This window comes from Pseudomonas sp. HP_12, from assembly GCF_055283955.1.
This window is the reverse complement of the sequence record NZ_JBTOQG010000023.1, coordinates 296,856-311,213: the sequence shown is the minus strand read 5'-3', so window position 1 is coordinate 311,213 and position 14,358 is coordinate 296,856. Positions and strand designations below refer to the sequence as shown.

Here is a 14,358-nt window from a genome sequence, read left to right as displayed (position 1 = left end):
TGGAATGCGAGTGGACATGCAGACTCCAGAGGGTGCGATACGCAACCCTATCCGCCTGTCTGACCGCAGGCAAACTTCAACGTTCTACGGCACCGGCGATGACAGCCGGCAGCCCTGGCGCTGGCCTTCCCAGCGCGCTTCGCTGTCGCGGCCCAGCCCTGTCGCGGTGATGCGCTTGTCCAGGGCATCCTCGTTTATCGTGCTGGGCAGCCACTGTTTGACGTAACTGTGGCAATACTCCGCCGGGTTGTTCATGACGAAGCGGCACGAGCAATATTCCTTGGCGGTGTAGGCGCTGATGATGCTGGGAAACACCTGCAGCTGAACCCGCCAGTTCCAGATCAGGCCGGCGATGATCAGCAGCACCAGTAGGGCGAGACTGCTGAACGGGCGGCGTCGGATGAATGCCTTGCGAGCGATCATTTGCCACCCTCCCCGGCCACAGCGCTCAGCGCCAGCTTGAGCAGTTGATTGTGGTCGTAGCTGCCGTCGCGATCGTCGGCGTAACGAACGATCACCAGCTTCTCGCTGGGGATTACGTACAGCGCTTGCCCCCAATGGCCAAGTGCGGCAAAGGTGTCCGCCGGTGCGTCTGGCCACGGTTCAGGCTTGCCATCGGCGGTTTTGTTCAGCCACCAGTGACCGCCGGGGGCTTCATCGGGCGGGGTCGGGGTCTGGGATTTGAACGGCGTCAGGTTGAAATCAACCCAGGCCCTGGGCAGCAATTGCCGGTCTTGCCAGCGCCCGCCGCGTTCCATCAGCAGGCCGATGCGCGCCAGGTCGCGGGCCGTCATGTACGCGTAGGACGACCCGACAAAAGTACGGGCGGCGTCGCGCTCCCACGTGGCGCTGGAGATGCCCAGCGGGTCGAACAACGCAGTCCACGGGTAATCGCCGTAAGCGCTGTCACCGACCATGCCTTTCAGTGCAGCGGCGAGGACCGTGCTGTCGCCGCTGGAATACCGGTATGAAGCGCCCGGCGCACTGGCGACGCCGTGCTCGGCGGTGTACCGCGCCATGTCGCCGCGTCCCCGGGTGTAAAGCATCGCCACGACTGACGAGTTAAGGGGCGCGTATTCGTAGTCCTCCTGCCAGTCCAGCCCTGTGGCCCAGTGAAGCAGGTCCTGAAGCTTAATGTCGGGATGCACGCTGAACGGCGGGTAGAACCGGGCGACGGGGTCCTCAAGTTTGAAGCGGCCTTCAGCAAAAGCGACGCCCAGCACGCTCGCCAAAATGCTTTTGCTGATCGACCAGGTCAGGTGCGGGGTGTCTGCCCGGGTCACGCCGCCATAGCGTTCATACACCACTTCGCCGTCGTGAATGATCAGCAGCGCATCCGTGCGCACGCCTTTGCGTTCGACCTCGTCGCGGGGCGGGAAGGCGTAGGCGTCGAGGGCAGCTACGGCAGCGTTTTCACTGAGCGGGCGCTCGGACCACTCCGGCGCGGGCCAGGTTTCGGCAGCGGCCGAACAGCTGATGAGGAACAGCGCGAGGGTGAACAGCAGACGGGTCATGAAGGGGACTCGGGCTCGGATGCAGGCAACCCTAGCAGGCAAAAATGACAGCACAGGGAACTCAAACCCCTGTCACGCAACCATCACCAAAGCTTAATGGTGATGACACGGCCTCTCCCTAGCCTGAATTCGTACAGCAATGCTCGAACAATCAGTCGACCCGCCTGGACGAAGGCGGGATTACGGAGACGCCGCATGACTCAGATCGCCAGCATTCGAGACACCCGAACCGAACGTCGCCTGCAGGCAGAACGCCTGGTCGGTGAGAAGGCCCTGCAGGAAGCACAGGCTTTGCGCTTCAGTGTGTTCAGTGGCGAGTTCAACGCCAAGCTCAAGGGCGCCGAGCTGGGCCTGGACGTCGATGATTACGACGTACACTGCATGCACATCGGCGTGCGAGACCTGAGCAGCGGCCGCCTGGTCGCCACCACCCGTTTGCTGGACCACAAAGCCGCAAATACCCTGGGCCAGTTCTACAGCGAAGAAGAATTCAGCCTCCATGGACTGCGCCATTTGCAGGGCCCGATCCTGGAATTGGGTCGCACCTGTGTCGATCCTTCCTACCGCAACGGCGGCACCATCGCCGTGTTGTGGAGCGAATTGGCCGAGATCCTCAACGAAGGCGGCTACAGCTACCTGATGGGTTGCGCGAGCATTCCGATGCAGGACGGCGGCATTCAGGCCCACGCGATCATGCAGCGCCTGCGCGAACGCTATCTGTGCACCGAGCACCTGCGCGCCGAACCGAAGAATCCCCTGCCGACGCTGGACCTGCCCAACAACGTGATCTGCGAGATGCCACCGCTGCTCAAGGCCTATATGCGTCTGGGCGCGAAGATCTGCGGTGAACCGTGCTGGGACGAAGATTTCCAGGTCGCCGACGTTTTCATCCTGCTCAAACGTGACGACTTGTGCCCCCGCTACGCCCGCCACTTCAAGGCAGCGGTGTGATGAGCACCTGGCGCAGTCATGCGCGCGTGGTGCGAGTGCTTTGGGTCATTGCGCTGGGTCTGAGCATCGCCGGTACCTTTGCCCTTATGGAACGCCTGCATATCGGTAATTCCATGGCCCGTCGCCAGCGCTGGACCGCCTGGTTCATGGCGCGCCTGAGTGCGGCGCTGCCGTTTCGCGTGAACGTCAGCGGCAAGCTGCCGAGCGAGCCGATGTTGTGGGTGAGCAATCACGTGTCGTGGACCGACATCCCGCTGCTGGGGATGCTGGCGCCGCTGTCGTTCCTGTCCAAAGCCGAAGTGCGCACCTGGCCGGTGGCGGGCTGGCTGGCGTTGAAAGCCGGGACACTGTTCATCCGCCGAGGCTCGGGCGACAGCAAGCTGATTCAGAAGCAGATGGGCCAGCACTTGCTGGGCAAGCATTCCCTGGTGATCTTCCCGGAAGGCACCACCACCGACGGCCGCAGCTTGCGCACCTTCCACGGCCGCCTGCTGTCGAGCGCGATTGAAACCGGCGTGCCGGTGCAGCCTGTTGCCATTCAATATGTGCGGGACGGCCAGCCGGATCAGATCGCGCCTTTCATTGGCGACGACGACCTGCTCTCGCACCTGCGCCGACTGTTTGCCAATGAGGTGAGTGAGGTGCACATCCAGCTGCTCTCGCCGATCGCTTCCCAGGGGAAAGAACGCGCAGCGCTGGCGTTCGAAGCGCAGCAGGCGGTGCAGATCGCGTTGTTCGGCGAGGCGGTTCAACCGGCGATGGTACGGTCCGCCGCCAAAGCCGCTTGAGCAAACGCCTGAAGCTCAGGGTAAAACGCGCTGAAATCGTCACTCAGCGGTCGATACAGCGCGTGCAGTTCCTCATAGACGCCGGCCAGCCCTTCCGGCCGAGACAGGCGTCGCGAGATGCCGGCCAGCGCATCGCCCACCACCGAAAATTCCCGGTACGAACCCAGCCAGTCCTGTGCTGCCATGCGCGGCGCAATCAGCGCCAGCCGCTCCGGCAACGCGGGCTCATCGGCCAGCACGCGATAGACCTTGCGGGTGAAAGCGTCCAGCGGCTCGTCTGAATACTCATGCCAATCCCGCGCCAGGCAGTGGTCGAAAAACACATCCAGTGCGATGCCGGCATAGCGCCGACGGCCATCGGGGAAACGCCCCAGCGCTTGTTTGATCAGCGGATGCGAATCGGTGAACGCATCGATGCGCCGATGCAGACGAATCGCGCTTTCGATGTCCGCCGGGAAACGTCCGGGCAGCAGCCCCTTGACGAAGTCGCCATACAGGCTGCCCAGCAATTGCGCCGGGGCCTGACCGCCGAGGTGCAGGTGTGCGAGGTAATTCATGGTGCTTGCCTTTATTGCCGCGGGCCTGCTTTGTGCGCCTGTCTCCGCTGAATGTGCGGGGGTCCATGCGCAATGACGTGGGTACAGTCGCCACATTCCCCGCGCCTGTAAAGCGGGATCGCCTTCGAACGCTCTACCAAACGATCGGGCCAGCACCATATCGTTATAACCCGATATAACGACTAAGCCGCTACTAAGCACCGATTCATATTTGTATATCGCGATTTATAGATATAAGGTTCGCCCCATCGCGATACAGCGCACCTGCACTGAGAACGACATGCCCACTGACATCGACATCGACGAAATCATCAAAGCCCTGGCTCATCCGGTTCGCCGGCAGATTCTGGACTGGCTTAAAGACCCGGTTGCGACTTTCCCCGATCAGCGTCACACGATTGATGGCGGTGTCTGTGCCGGCCAGATCGACCAGCGCGCCGGTCTGTCCCAGTCGACCGTTTCGGCCCATCTGGCAACGCTGCAACGGGCCGGATTGATCACCAATCAGAAGCACGGCCAGTGGCATTTTTTCAAGCGCAACGAAGACGTCATTCAGGCGTTCTTGCAGCAACTGACGCAGCGGCTCTGAGCCCTTCGCCACACACCCGCCTTTCAGGAGACGCAACGTGCCCCTTTCATTACTCATTCTGGCCCTGAGCGCCTTTGCCATCGGGACGACCGAGTTCGTCATCATGGGCCTGCTCCCCGACGTCGCCAGCGACCTGGGCGTCAGCATTCCCGGCGCCGGCTGGCTGGTCACCGGCTACGCCTTGGGCGTCGCGATCGGCGCGCCGTTCATGGCGATGGCCACCGCGAAACTACCGCGCAAGGGTGCGCTGGTCACGCTGATGGGCATCTTCATCATCGGCAACCTGCTCTGCGCACTGGCGGCGGACTACAACATCCTGATGTTCGCCCGCGTGGTCACCGCGCTCTGCCACGGCGCGTTCTTCGGCATCGGTTCTGTCGTTGCTGCGGGGCTGGTCCCGGCCAATCGCCGCGCTTCGGCCGTCGCGCTGATGTTCACCGGCCTGACCCTGGCCAACGTCCTCGGCGTGCCGCTGGGCACTGCGTTGGGACAACAGGCCGGCTGGCGCTCGACCTTCTTCGCCGTCACGGTAATTGGCGTCATCGCCTTCATCGGCCTGATTCGCTTCCTGCCAAGCAAACGCGACGAAGAGAAACTCGACATGCGCGCTGAACTGGCGGCGCTCAAAGGCGTAGGCATCTGGCTGTCGCTGAGCATGACCGCGCTGTTCGCTGCGTCCGTATTCGCGCTATTCACCTACGTCGCGCCGCTGTTGGGCGAAGTCACCGGCGTCTCGCCTTTGGGCGTGACCTGGACGCTGATGCTTATTGGTCTCGGTTTGACGCTGGGCAATATCATTGGCGGCAAACTTGCCGACCGCCGACTGGCCGCAACGCTCATCGGCGTGTTCATCGCCATGGCGGTGATCTCCACGGTGCTGAGCTGGACCAGTACGGCGCTGATCCCGGCCGAGATCACCCTGTTTTTCTGGGCCACTGCCGCGTTCGCCGCTGTGCCTGCGCTGCAGATCAACGTGGTGACCTTCGGCAAGGCCGCGCCCAATCTGGTGTCCACCCTGAACATCGGCGCCTTCAACGTCGGCAATGCGCTGGGCGCCTGGGTCGGCGGCAGCGTCATCGCCCATGGTTTCGGCCTGACCACCGTGCCGCTGGCAGCCGGCGCTCTGGCGGTCCTTGCCCTGGTGGTCACGTTGATCAATTTCCGTCAGCCCAACGATGCCGAACTGGCTGCCGCGACGAGCTGATTACCCTCATTTTTTGAAACCTGCGGATCCACCCTTTACCGACTGCACAAAGGATTTCACGATGACCACGATTTTTGACCCGATCAAGATGGGCGACCTGGAATTGGCCAACCGCATCATCATGGCGCCGCTGACCCGCTGCCGTGCCGACGAAGGCCGCGTGCCCAACGCGATGATGGCCGAGTATTACGTTCAGCGCGCCTCGGCTGGCCTGATCATCAGCGAAGCCACGTCGGTGATGCCGATGGGCGTGGGCTACCCTGACACTCCGGGCATCTGGTCCAACGACCAGGTGCGCGGCTGGGCCAACATCACCAAAGCCGTGCACGCGGCGGGCGGCAAGATCGTGCTGCAACTGTGGCACGTGGGTCGCGTTTCGCACCCGACCTACCTCAATGGCGAAACCCCGGTCGCACCCAGCGCCATCCAGCCAAAAGGCCACGTGAGCCTGGTGCGTCCGCTGTCTGACTTCGTCACCCCGCGCGCGCTGGAACTGGCGGAAATCGAAGAGATCGTCGACGCCTACCGCGTCGGTGCCGAAAACGCCAAGGCGGCCGGCTTTGACGGCGTCGAGATCCACGGCGCCAACGGTTACCTGCTCGACCAGTTCCTGCAAACCAGCACCAACACCCGCACCGATGCCTACGGCGGTTCGCTGGAAAACCGCGCGCGTCTGTTGCTGGAAGTGACCGACGCCGCCGTTGAAGTCTGGGGCGCTGGCCGCGTCGGCGTGCACCTGGCACCCCGCGCTGATGCCCATGACATGGGCGACGCCAACCTGGCCGAGACCTTCACCTACGTCGCCAGCGAACTGGGCAAACGCGGCATCGCTTTCATCTGCGCCCGCGAACGCGAACTCGACGACAGCCTGGGCCCACGCCTGAAAGAAGCCTTCGGTGGGGTGTTCATCGCCAACGAGAAATTCACCAAAGAAAGCGCCAACGAGTGGCTGGCGACCGGCAAGGCGGATGCCGTGGCGTTTGGCGTGCCGTTCATTGCCAACCCTGACCTGCCAGCGCGTCTGGCCAAGGATGCCCCGCTCAACGAGCCGCATCCTGAAACCTTCTACGGCAAAGGCGCCGAAGGCTATCTGGACTACCCGACGCTGTAAGCAGGAAGGACGCGGAGCGTCGAGGGCTGCATTCCCACGCGGAGCGTGGGAACGATCTGCAACGGTAGACCGGGGACAGATTAATTTACGAAGAAGCGCTGTAAATAAATCAGTCCCCTCAAGCCGCAAAAATGCCAGCGCGCTCACTGGCCCCTTCCCGGCTAAAGCCGGTCCTACAAAAGCACCGTACGCACCCGTAGGACCGGCTTCAGCCGGGAAGCTCTTGATCTGCTTTTGATCTTCCTGCGCGAAAAGCCCAGTCACCACAAATCGCGAATTGGGTGCAGGCTGAACGGAGGTTTCGCGCAGTGGACCGAGCCGCATTGATGCGGCGAGCGCGCGCCGTCTTCCAGAACTACCCGGACTATTATTGCCCCCGCGCATTAATCTGCTGCGACAACGTCTGAATCTGACTCTGCAACGTATTGATCGTCCGCGTCATCTGCCCACGGAACGCATCGAACTCCTGCAGACTCGCCCCTGACGAAGCAGCCGCCGCCGGACGATTCTCCAACTCACTCTTCACCACCACCATATCCTGCTCAAGCTGCTCGATCGCCTGATTGCCGTTCGCCTTTTTCAGGTTCGCCACATCCGCAGTCAAACCCTTCAACTGCGTCTCCAGCCGCTCCTGCTCAGCCTGAATCGACTTGCCATCCGGCACCGCCGCCTTCAACGCCGCCAACTCTGTCGCCACGGCTTTCAACTGATCCTGCAACTGCTGATTCACCGCCTGCTGCTGCGCACTCTGCGTGCTGATCTGCTCCAGCCGCTTGTCCAGTCCGCCCTGCAAACCGGCCACACCCTGTTGCTGCCTGCTCTGATCGGCCAACTGATCCTGCAACTGCTTGATCTGCGCCTTCAACGCTTCACTGCTGCTCGCCATCGACTCAGTGGCGACCACCTTGCCGGAAATATCCTGCAAGCGCCCCGCCGCCTCCTCACTGATGCGCGCGAAACTTTCCTGGGTCGCGACCAACTGCTGTTCCATCAACGACACCTGCTGAAAACTCCACCAGCCCAGGCCACAAAACGCGATAAACAACACACAGATCAGCGCCCACAACGCACCGGTACCGGGGGCCTTCACCTTCACCACCGGCGTGTCGCGGGAATACACCGTGGTGCGTTCGCGGGCAACCGGCGGTGGCAGAAAATCATCATCATCGTCTTTGGCGCTGAGGCTCGGGACGTCATCGACGTCGTCATAGGGATCTTTGCGCATGGGTTTACCTTTGAAAAACCGCTGAATCTGAATGGCTCGCAGTATAACCGCGGATGTTGACGCCTTTTACAACGGGCCGCCGTGCTGGGCTTTCCACCAGCCGCAGAACTCGTCGAGGGCGGTCCACACGCTCACGTCAGGCTGGTAATCCAGATAATGCCTGGCGCGACTGATATCAAGCGTGAAATCCCGGCTCATCACCTGCATCCCGATGCGCGACAGCGTCGGTTCAGGTTGACCCGGCCAGATCAGGCACGCCGCCTCATTCATGGCTGCAGCGGTGTAGGCCAGGCCGTAAGACCGATAACGCCTTACCGGCGGCAATTCCATCTGGCGCATGACGTAATTGACCACGTCCCAGAGCGGGACCGGCGCGCCATTGCTGATGTTGTAGGCCTTGCCCAGCGCAGAGCCGGCGGCCAGCAGACTGCTGAGCAGCGCCTCATTGAGGTTCTGAACGCTGGTGAAATCAACCTTGTTCAGGCCGTTGCCAATGATCGACAGGCGATTCTTGCGCTGCATCTCCAGCAATCGCGGGAAAATGCTGGTGTCACCCGCCCCGGTGACGAAGCGTGGGCGCAAGGCGATGACTTCCAGACCAAACTCTTCGGCACCAAACACCTTTTGTTCGGCCATGTATTTGGTCGCGGCATAGTGATTGCCGAAGCGCTTGGGCACTTGCTCCTCGCGGATATCGAGGTGCGATCGGCCATCAAAATAGATCGACGGCGACGACAGGTGCACCAGCCGCCGGACCCGTTGTTTCAGGCATGCTTCGACGACATTCTCGGTGACCTGAACATTGCCTTGGTGAAAGTCCTGACGTCGCCCCCATGTGCCGACCGCGCCCGCGCAATGGACCACGGCTTCGACGTCGTCACACAGCGCGTGAACCAGTTCCGGATCAGAAAGATCGCCCTGAATGAACTCGGCGCCGCGCCGTACCAGATGCTCGACACCCTCAGCACGACGGCCGCTGACCCGGACGCTCAAGCCTTGCTCCAGCGCGAAACGCGCGAAGCGTCCGCCGATGAAGCCGCCTGCGCCGGTGACCAGAATTTTCATTGCCTGCTCCGTTTAATCTTCTTTTGCCTGTGATCGCCGCGGCTGTTCTGCGAACAATCCCACACTCTACTGCGTCGCCTGTTGACGTTCACCGGGCGTCCAACGGCACCAGCCACTGCCCTGCTTTTTTCGCCAGATGGTCCGTCAGCTCTGTCAGCAACCGGCCGCCGTTGCGCCAATGATGCCAGTACAAGGGCACATCAATGCAGTGATCGGGCAGCAACTCGACCAACAAACCACTCGCCAATTGTCCACGGACCTGCAACTCCGGCACCAGTCCCCAGCCCATTCCGGCTTCGACCATGCGCGTGAAACCTTCGGACGACGGACACAAATGATGCTCGAAACCGCCTTCGACACCCAGTGAAGCGAGGTAGCGATGCTGCAGGAAATCATCCGGGCCGAACACCAGCGCGGGCGACCGGGCGACCGCCTGAGGCGTCACGCCCTGTGGGAAATGCCGGCCAATGAAGTCAGGACTGGCCAACGCCCGATAACGCATGGCGCCGAGCAATAAACTCCGCGCCCCCGCCACCGGCCGTTCGCTGCCGCATAGACACGCAGCCACTTCACCGGCGCGCATGCGTTTGAGGCCGACGTCCTGGTCCTCGACCACCAGATCGGTGAGCAATCGATGCTCGGCACAGAAGTCCCCGACCGCGAGGGCCCACCAGGTCGCCAGGCTGTCGGCATTCAGCGCGATGCGCAAACGTTCTGGCATACCGCCCTCGTCCAGGGCCGGCACCACGCTTTGCAGATCCCGCTCCAGCAAGCGCACCTGCTGGACATGGTTGAGCAGGCGCCGACCGATTTCTGTCGGCGTGGGCGGCGTCGCCCGGACCAGCACCGGCTGGCCGACCCGCGCTTCCAGCAGCTTGATGCGCTGGGACACCGCAGACTGCGAAAGGCCGAGCACCTGAGCGGCGCGCTCGAAGCCGGCTTGCTCGATCACTGCCGCCAGCGCGGAAAGCAATTTGTAGTCAAACATCAGTTTCTCTAATGAGTGATGAGCTTTATTGGTTTTTCTTATACCTGCTGTCGACCGACAATCGCCACCACTGATTCACGGCACACCCTCAAAGAACGGCGGAACATCAATGACTGGCGAAACCTCTCTTGGCGCATTGCTGCGCAGCATGAACCCTGAACTCAACGAGGGTGACTACGTGTTCTGTACAGTGGCGGACAGCCGTCGCGTGGAGGGCGTCGAAGTCATCGGCAGCTTCCGCGAGCGCGAAGGCCTGACCGTCATCCTCGAACGCAGCCAGGCGCTGCAACTGGGCCTGGACTGCGATTACGTCATGGCCTGGATCACCCTGACCGTTCACTCCTCACTCGCGGCGGTCGGGCTAACGGCAGCGTTCGCCAGCGCACTGGGCCAGGCGGGCATCAGTTGCAACGTGGTCGCCGGCTTTTACCACGACCATCTTTTTGTGGGCAAAGACGACGCACAGCAGGCCATGGACACCTTGCGCGCCCTGGCGACGAACGCCTGACCCCGGCAATCCTGAACTGATCGAGGCCCGACATCATGTGGCAAAGCTACCTCAACGGCCTGCTGGTTTCCCTCGGGCTGATCATGGCCATCGGCACCCAGAACGCCTACGTGCTGGCGCAAAGTCTGCGTCGCGAACACCACCTTTCCGTGGCCCTGCTGTGCATCGTGTGCGATGCGGTATTGGTGGCCGCCGGCGTCTTTGGGCTGGCCAATGTGCTGGCCCACAACCCCACGCTTCTGGCGGTGGCCCGCTGGGGCGGGGTGGTGTTTCTGCTGTGGTACGGCGCCATGGCCTTGCGTCGCGCGTTGTCGCCGCAGAGTCTCGCTCAGGGCGATGCCGACGGTCAGCGTTCACGCCGCGCGGTGTTGCTGACCGCCTTGGCAGTGACCTTGCTGAACCCGCACGTTTACCTCGATACCGTGTTGCTGATCGGCTCGCTCGGCGCGCAGCAAGCAGTGCCCGGCGCCTACGTGGCCGGGGCCGCCAGCGCTTCGGTGTTGTGGTTTTCGACGCTGGCGATCGGCGCCGCCTGGCTGGCCCCGTGGCTGGCACGCCCAACGACCTGGCGCCTGCTGGACCTGATGGTGGCGGTGATGATGTTCAGCGTGGCGCTGCAGTTGATCAGAACGGCGTGAACATTCGTCTCGCCGACGCGCATTTCAGCGCAACGCTCTGGAACCTCTATCCCACACAGTTGTTGCGTGGTTAAGGTCAGGGGCCGGTGCTATGATCCAGCCCCTGCGCTGCAAAGAGTACAAACTCGCCAGCGTAAGTTCTGTCTGGCCGCCCGTGATCGGCCTTGCGCAAACCGCAACTGACCTGATTAGGAGAATTACCATGGCTTTTGAATTGCCTCCGCTGCCGTACGCACATGATGCTCTGGCACCGCACATCTCCAAGGAAACTCTGGAATACCACCACGACAAGCACCACAACACCTATGTCGTGAACCTGAACAACCTGGTGCCAGGCACCGAGTTCGAAGGCAAGACTCTGGAAGAAATCGTCAAGACCTCTTCGGGCGGTATCTTCAACAACGCCGCTCAAGTCTGGAACCACACGTTCTACTGGAACTGCCTGGCGCCAAACGCCGGCGGCCAACCGACTGGCGCTCTGGCTGACGCGATCAACGCTGCTTTCGGCTCCTTCGACAAGTTCAAGGAAGAATTCAGCAAGACCTCCATCGGCACCTTCGGCTCCGGCTGGGGCTGGCTGGTGAAGAAAGCTGACGGTTCCCTGGCACTGGCCAGCACCATCGGCGCCGGCAACCCGATCACCAGCGGCGACACCCCGCTGCTGACCTGCGATGTATGGGAACACGCTTACTACATCGACTACCGTAACCTGCGTCCTAAGTACGTCGAGGCGTTCTGGAACCTGGTCAACTGGAAGTTCGTTGCCGAGCAGTTCGAAGGCAAAAGCTTCACCGCCTGATGAATGCTTGAATGCTCGAATGAAAAAAAGCCCGGCACGTCCGGGTTTTTTTTCGCCTTCTGTTTGTCGTTTATGTATTGTCTGGAAGCGATAGCGGACTAATATCAAATTTCGTGCTGATTCAAACGGCTGGGCTCAAGTTTTCCCCGCGTACGACCGACACAGTACGGATAGCCTGAGTGGTCTGCCTATTAACTGTTTTCCCGATTGATGGGGTCACGCGCCCGCCAGAAGCGTCTGATCCGAATGCCTGCATTGCCAGTGCTTGCATGCAGGCAGCCCGCTATCAGCATGGATAAAGGAATGGCCATTTGAAGCTGGAACTCAAAGACAGCTTGTCGGTGAAGCTGCTCCGCGTTGTGCTGCTTTCAGCGCTGATCGTGGGGGTCGTGCTCAGTTGCGCACAGATCGTCTACGACGCATACAAAACCCGCCAGGCCGTTGCCACGGACGCAGCGCGTATCCTCGACATGTTCCGCGACCCGTCGACCCAGGCCGTCTATAGCCTGGACCGGGAAATGGGCATGCAGGTCATCGAAGGGCTGTTTCAGGACAAAGCCGTGCGCCAGGCGTCCATCGGTCATCCCAACGAGACGGTGCTCGCCGAAAAATCCCGAGACCTCGAAGCCACCCCCACCCGCTGGCTGACCGATCTGATCCTTGGCCAGGAACGGAGCTTCACCACGCAACTGGTCGGCCGCAGCCCGTACAGCGAATATTACGGCGATCTGCGCATCACCCTGGACACCGCCACCTACGGCGAAACATTTCTTACCAACTCGATGATCATCTTCATCTCCGGCGTGTTGCGCGCGCTGGCGATGGGTCTGGTGCTGTACCTGGTTTATCACTGGCTGCTGACCAAACCGCTGTCGAGAATCATCGAGCACCTGACCAGCATCAACCCCGACCGCCCCAGCGAACACCAATTGCCCTTGCTCAAAGGCCACGAAAAAAACGAGCTGGGGGTCTGGGTCAATACCGCCAACCAACTGCTGGCGTCCATCGAGCGCAACACCACCCTGCGCCACGAAGCTGAATCCAGCCTGTTGCGGATGGCCCAATACGACTTCCTCACCGGTCTGCCGAATCGGCTGCAGCTGCAGAAGCAACTGGACAAAATCCTCGTCGACTCCGGAAAAGTGCAGCACCGTGTCGCGGTGTTGTGCGTGGGTCTGGATGACTTCAAAGGCATCAACGAACAATTCAGTTATCAGGCCGGCGATCAGTTGCTGCTGGCGCTGGCCGATCGCCTGCGCAGTCACAGCGGTCGCCTTGGCGCCCTTGCGCGGCTGGGCGGCGATCAGTTCGCGCTGGTTCAGGCCGATATCGAACAGCCTTACGAGGCCGCCGAGCTGGCGCAGAATATTCTCGACGACCTGGAAGCGCCCTTCGCCGTCGATCAGCAAGAGATTCGTCTGCGCGCCACCATCGGCATCACGCTGTTCCCCGAAGATGGCGACAGCACCGAGAAGCTGCTGCAGAAAGCCGAACAGACCATGACGCTGGCCAAGACCCGCTCGCGCAATCGCTACCAGTTTTATATCGCCAGCGTCGACAGCGAGATGCGCCGTCGTCGCGAGCTGGAAAAAGACCTGCGCGAAGCCATGGCCCGCGAGCAGTTTCATCTGGTCTATCAGCCGCAGATCAGCTATCGCGATCACAGTGTCGTCGGTGTCGAGGCGTTGATCCGCTGGATTCACCCGGAACACGGCTTCGTGCCGCCCGACCTGTTCATCCCGCTGGCCGAGCAGAACGGCACCATTATCGCCATCGGCGAGTGGGTGCTGGATCAGGCCTGCAAACAGCTGCGCGAATGGCACGACCAGGGCTTCAGTGACCTGCGCATGGCGGTGAACCTGTCCACGGTGCAGCTGCACCACGCCGAATTGCCGCGGGTGGTGAACAATCTGTTGCAGATCTACCGCCTGCCGCCCCGCAGTCTGGAGCTGGAAGTCACGGAAACCGGCCTGATGGAAGACATCACCACCGCCGCGCAGCACTTGTTGAGCCTGCGCCGCTCCGGCGCGTTGATCGCCATTGATGACTTCGGCACCGGTTATTCGTCGCTGAGTTATCTGAAAAGCCTGCCGCTGGACAAGATCAAGATCGACAAGAGCTTCGTCCAAGACCTGCTCGACGACGATGACGACGCGACGATCGTGCGCGCCATCATCCAGCTCGGCAAAAGTTTGGGCATGCAGGTGATCGCCGAAGGCGTGGAGACCGCCGAGCAAGAGGCGTACATCATTTCCGAGGGCTGCCACGAAGGTCAGGGGTATTTCTACAGCAAGCCGCTGCCGGCGCGGGAGCTGCTGGTTTACCTGAAGCAGGCTCAGCGCACTCACAGCGAGGCGCTCTGACACAACGGGCTTTCGACGCAAAGGCGCATCCTTGGAAACACCGCCGCGCCCGCGGACA

Annotated in this window: 15 protein-coding genes; 9 read left to right on the top strand and 6 right to left on the bottom strand. The window is 61.6% G+C overall.

Annotation, left to right across the window (positions count from 1 at the left end; translation table 11 throughout):
* Positions 1-84 precede the first annotated feature (84 nt).
* Entirely contained in the window at positions 85-423 is a 339-nt protein-coding gene (locus ACYASU_RS16735; protein ID WP_346627074.1) for an amidase, read from the bottom strand.
* Positions 420-1,514 carry a serine hydrolase domain-containing protein gene (locus ACYASU_RS16730; protein WP_463583419.1) on the bottom strand — a complete coding sequence of 365 codons (1,095 nt, stop codon included), beginning with the start codon at positions 1,512-1,514 and terminating at the stop codon, positions 420-422. The genes ACYASU_RS16735 and ACYASU_RS16730 overlap by 4 nt, the downstream gene beginning before the upstream one ends.
* Positions 1,515-1,709: 195 nt before the next feature.
* Between ACYASU_RS16730 and olsB the strand changes: the two genes are divergently transcribed.
* Complete coding sequence (olsB, locus tag ACYASU_RS16725) at positions 1,710-2,465, top strand: L-ornithine N(alpha)-acyltransferase (protein ID WP_282365973.1); 756 nt, start codon at positions 1,710-1,712, stop codon at positions 2,463-2,465.
* Positions 2,465-3,253, top strand: a complete 789-nt coding sequence (locus ACYASU_RS16720; RefSeq protein ID WP_463583418.1) for a lysophospholipid acyltransferase family protein — start codon at positions 2,465-2,467, stop codon at positions 3,251-3,253. Before olsB ends, ACYASU_RS16720 begins: the two co-directional genes overlap by 1 nt.
* On the opposite strand, the gene ACYASU_RS16715 is transcribed toward ACYASU_RS16720, so the two are convergent.
* On the bottom strand, positions 3,214-3,810 hold the full coding sequence (locus tag ACYASU_RS16715) for an acyl carrier protein phosphodiesterase (RefSeq protein ID WP_463583417.1): 597 nt from the start codon (positions 3,808-3,810) through the stop codon (positions 3,214-3,216). The two genes, ACYASU_RS16720 and ACYASU_RS16715, sit on opposite strands and share 40 nt — an antisense overlap.
* 280 nt (positions 3,811-4,090) lie before the next feature.
* Here ACYASU_RS16715 and ACYASU_RS16710 point away from each other — a divergent pair, with 280 nt between their 5' ends.
* The 3 genes from ACYASU_RS16710 (at position 4,091) to ACYASU_RS16700 (ending at position 6,714) form a co-directional block, all read left to right on the top strand.
* The gene (locus ACYASU_RS16710) at positions 4,091-4,399 is read left to right on the top strand and encodes an ArsR/SmtB family transcription factor (RefSeq protein ID WP_296310764.1); all 309 of its coding nucleotides are present in this window, start codon (positions 4,091-4,093) and stop codon (positions 4,397-4,399) included.
* A 37-nt stretch (positions 4,400-4,436) separates the two neighbouring features.
* The gene (locus ACYASU_RS16705) at positions 4,437-5,603 is read left to right on the top strand and encodes an MFS transporter (protein ID WP_463583416.1); all 1,167 of its coding nucleotides are present in this window, start codon (positions 4,437-4,439) and stop codon (positions 5,601-5,603) included.
* Between the two features lie 61 nt (positions 5,604-5,664).
* Positions 5,665-6,714 (top strand): alkene reductase, encoded by a 1,050-nt coding sequence (locus ACYASU_RS16700; RefSeq protein ID WP_192171726.1) that lies wholly within the window; start codon positions 5,665-5,667, stop codon positions 6,712-6,714.
* Between the two features lie 367 nt (positions 6,715-7,081).
* Here the strand turns inward: ACYASU_RS16700 and ACYASU_RS16695 are convergent, their stop codons facing one another.
* From ACYASU_RS16695 to ACYASU_RS16685, 3 genes are all read right to left on the bottom strand, one after another.
* Positions 7,082-7,939: an ATPase gene (locus ACYASU_RS16695; RefSeq protein ID WP_463583415.1), complete on the bottom strand. Its 858-nt coding sequence runs from the start codon at positions 7,937-7,939 to the stop codon at positions 7,082-7,084.
* A 66-nt stretch (positions 7,940-8,005) separates the two neighbouring features.
* Positions 8,006-9,004: an NAD-dependent epimerase/dehydratase family protein gene (locus tag ACYASU_RS16690; protein ID WP_463583414.1), complete on the bottom strand. Its 999-nt coding sequence runs from the start codon at positions 9,002-9,004 to the stop codon at positions 8,006-8,008.
* Positions 9,005-9,092: 88 nt separating this feature from the next.
* Positions 9,093-9,992, bottom strand: coding sequence for a LysR family transcriptional regulator ArgP (locus ACYASU_RS16685; protein WP_463583413.1), 900 nt, complete (start codon positions 9,990-9,992; stop codon positions 9,093-9,095).
* A gap of 109 nt (positions 9,993-10,101) precedes the next feature.
* Here ACYASU_RS16685 and ACYASU_RS16680 point away from each other — a divergent pair, with 109 nt between their 5' ends.
* The 4 genes from ACYASU_RS16680 to ACYASU_RS16665 all read left to right on the top strand — a co-directional run bounded on the left by ACYASU_RS16680 (position 10,102) and on the right by ACYASU_RS16665 (position 14,300).
* Entirely contained in the window at positions 10,102-10,500 is a 399-nt protein-coding gene (locus tag ACYASU_RS16680) for an ACT domain-containing protein (RefSeq protein ID WP_463583412.1), read from the top strand.
* A 35-nt stretch (positions 10,501-10,535) separates the two neighbouring features.
* Positions 10,536-11,138 carry a LysE/ArgO family amino acid transporter gene (locus tag ACYASU_RS16675; RefSeq protein WP_192171731.1) on the top strand — a complete coding sequence of 201 codons (603 nt, stop codon included), beginning with the start codon at positions 10,536-10,538 and terminating at the stop codon, positions 11,136-11,138.
* A gap of 202 nt (positions 11,139-11,340) precedes the next feature.
* A complete protein-coding gene (locus tag ACYASU_RS16670) occupies positions 11,341-11,937 on the top strand; it encodes a superoxide dismutase (protein WP_065992213.1) in 597 nt (198 codons plus the stop codon).
* A 311-nt stretch (positions 11,938-12,248) separates the two neighbouring features.
* Positions 12,249-14,300, top strand: coding sequence for a putative bifunctional diguanylate cyclase/phosphodiesterase (locus ACYASU_RS16665; protein WP_346627068.1), 2,052 nt, complete (start codon positions 12,249-12,251; stop codon positions 14,298-14,300).
* Positions 14,301-14,358: the final 58 nt, after the last annotated feature.

What these genes read in the sequence shown, in the direction of transcription:
- ACYASU_RS16730 (WP_463583419.1), bottom strand. Translation starts at nt 1,514, where the DNA reads ATGACCCGTCTGCTGTTCACCCTCGCGCTGTTCCTCATCAGCTGTTCG.
- ACYASU_RS16675 (WP_192171731.1), top strand. Translation starts at nt 10,536, where the DNA reads ATGTGGCAAAGCTACCTCAACGGCCTGCTGGTTTCCCTCGGGCTGATC.
- ACYASU_RS16710 (WP_296310764.1), top strand. Translation starts at nt 4,091, where the DNA reads ATGCCCACTGACATCGACATCGACGAAATCATCAAAGCCCTGGCTCAT.
- ACYASU_RS16700 (WP_192171726.1), top strand. Translation starts at nt 5,665, where the DNA reads ATGACCACGATTTTTGACCCGATCAAGATGGGCGACCTGGAATTGGCC.
- ACYASU_RS16695 (WP_463583415.1), bottom strand. Translation starts at nt 7,939, where the DNA reads ATGCGCAAAGATCCCTATGACGACGTCGATGACGTCCCGAGCCTCAGC.
- ACYASU_RS16670 (WP_065992213.1), top strand. Translation starts at nt 11,341, where the DNA reads ATGGCTTTTGAATTGCCTCCGCTGCCGTACGCACATGATGCTCTGGCA.
- ACYASU_RS16720 (WP_463583418.1), top strand. Translation starts at nt 2,465, where the DNA reads ATGAGCACCTGGCGCAGTCATGCGCGCGTGGTGCGAGTGCTTTGGGTC.
- ACYASU_RS16685 (WP_463583413.1), bottom strand. Translation starts at nt 9,992, where the DNA reads ATGTTTGACTACAAATTGCTTTCCGCGCTGGCGGCAGTGATCGAGCAA.
- olsB (WP_282365973.1), top strand. Translation starts at nt 1,710, where the DNA reads ATGACTCAGATCGCCAGCATTCGAGACACCCGAACCGAACGTCGCCTG.
- ACYASU_RS16680 (WP_463583412.1), top strand. Translation starts at nt 10,102, where the DNA reads ATGACTGGCGAAACCTCTCTTGGCGCATTGCTGCGCAGCATGAACCCT.
- ACYASU_RS16735 (WP_346627074.1), bottom strand. Translation starts at nt 423, where the DNA reads ATGATCGCTCGCAAGGCATTCATCCGACGCCGCCCGTTCAGCAGTCTC.
- ACYASU_RS16690 (WP_463583414.1), bottom strand. Translation starts at nt 9,004, where the DNA reads ATGAAAATTCTGGTCACCGGCGCAGGCGGCTTCATCGGCGGACGCTTC.
- ACYASU_RS16715 (WP_463583417.1), bottom strand. Translation starts at nt 3,810, where the DNA reads ATGAATTACCTCGCACACCTGCACCTCGGCGGTCAGGCCCCGGCGCAA.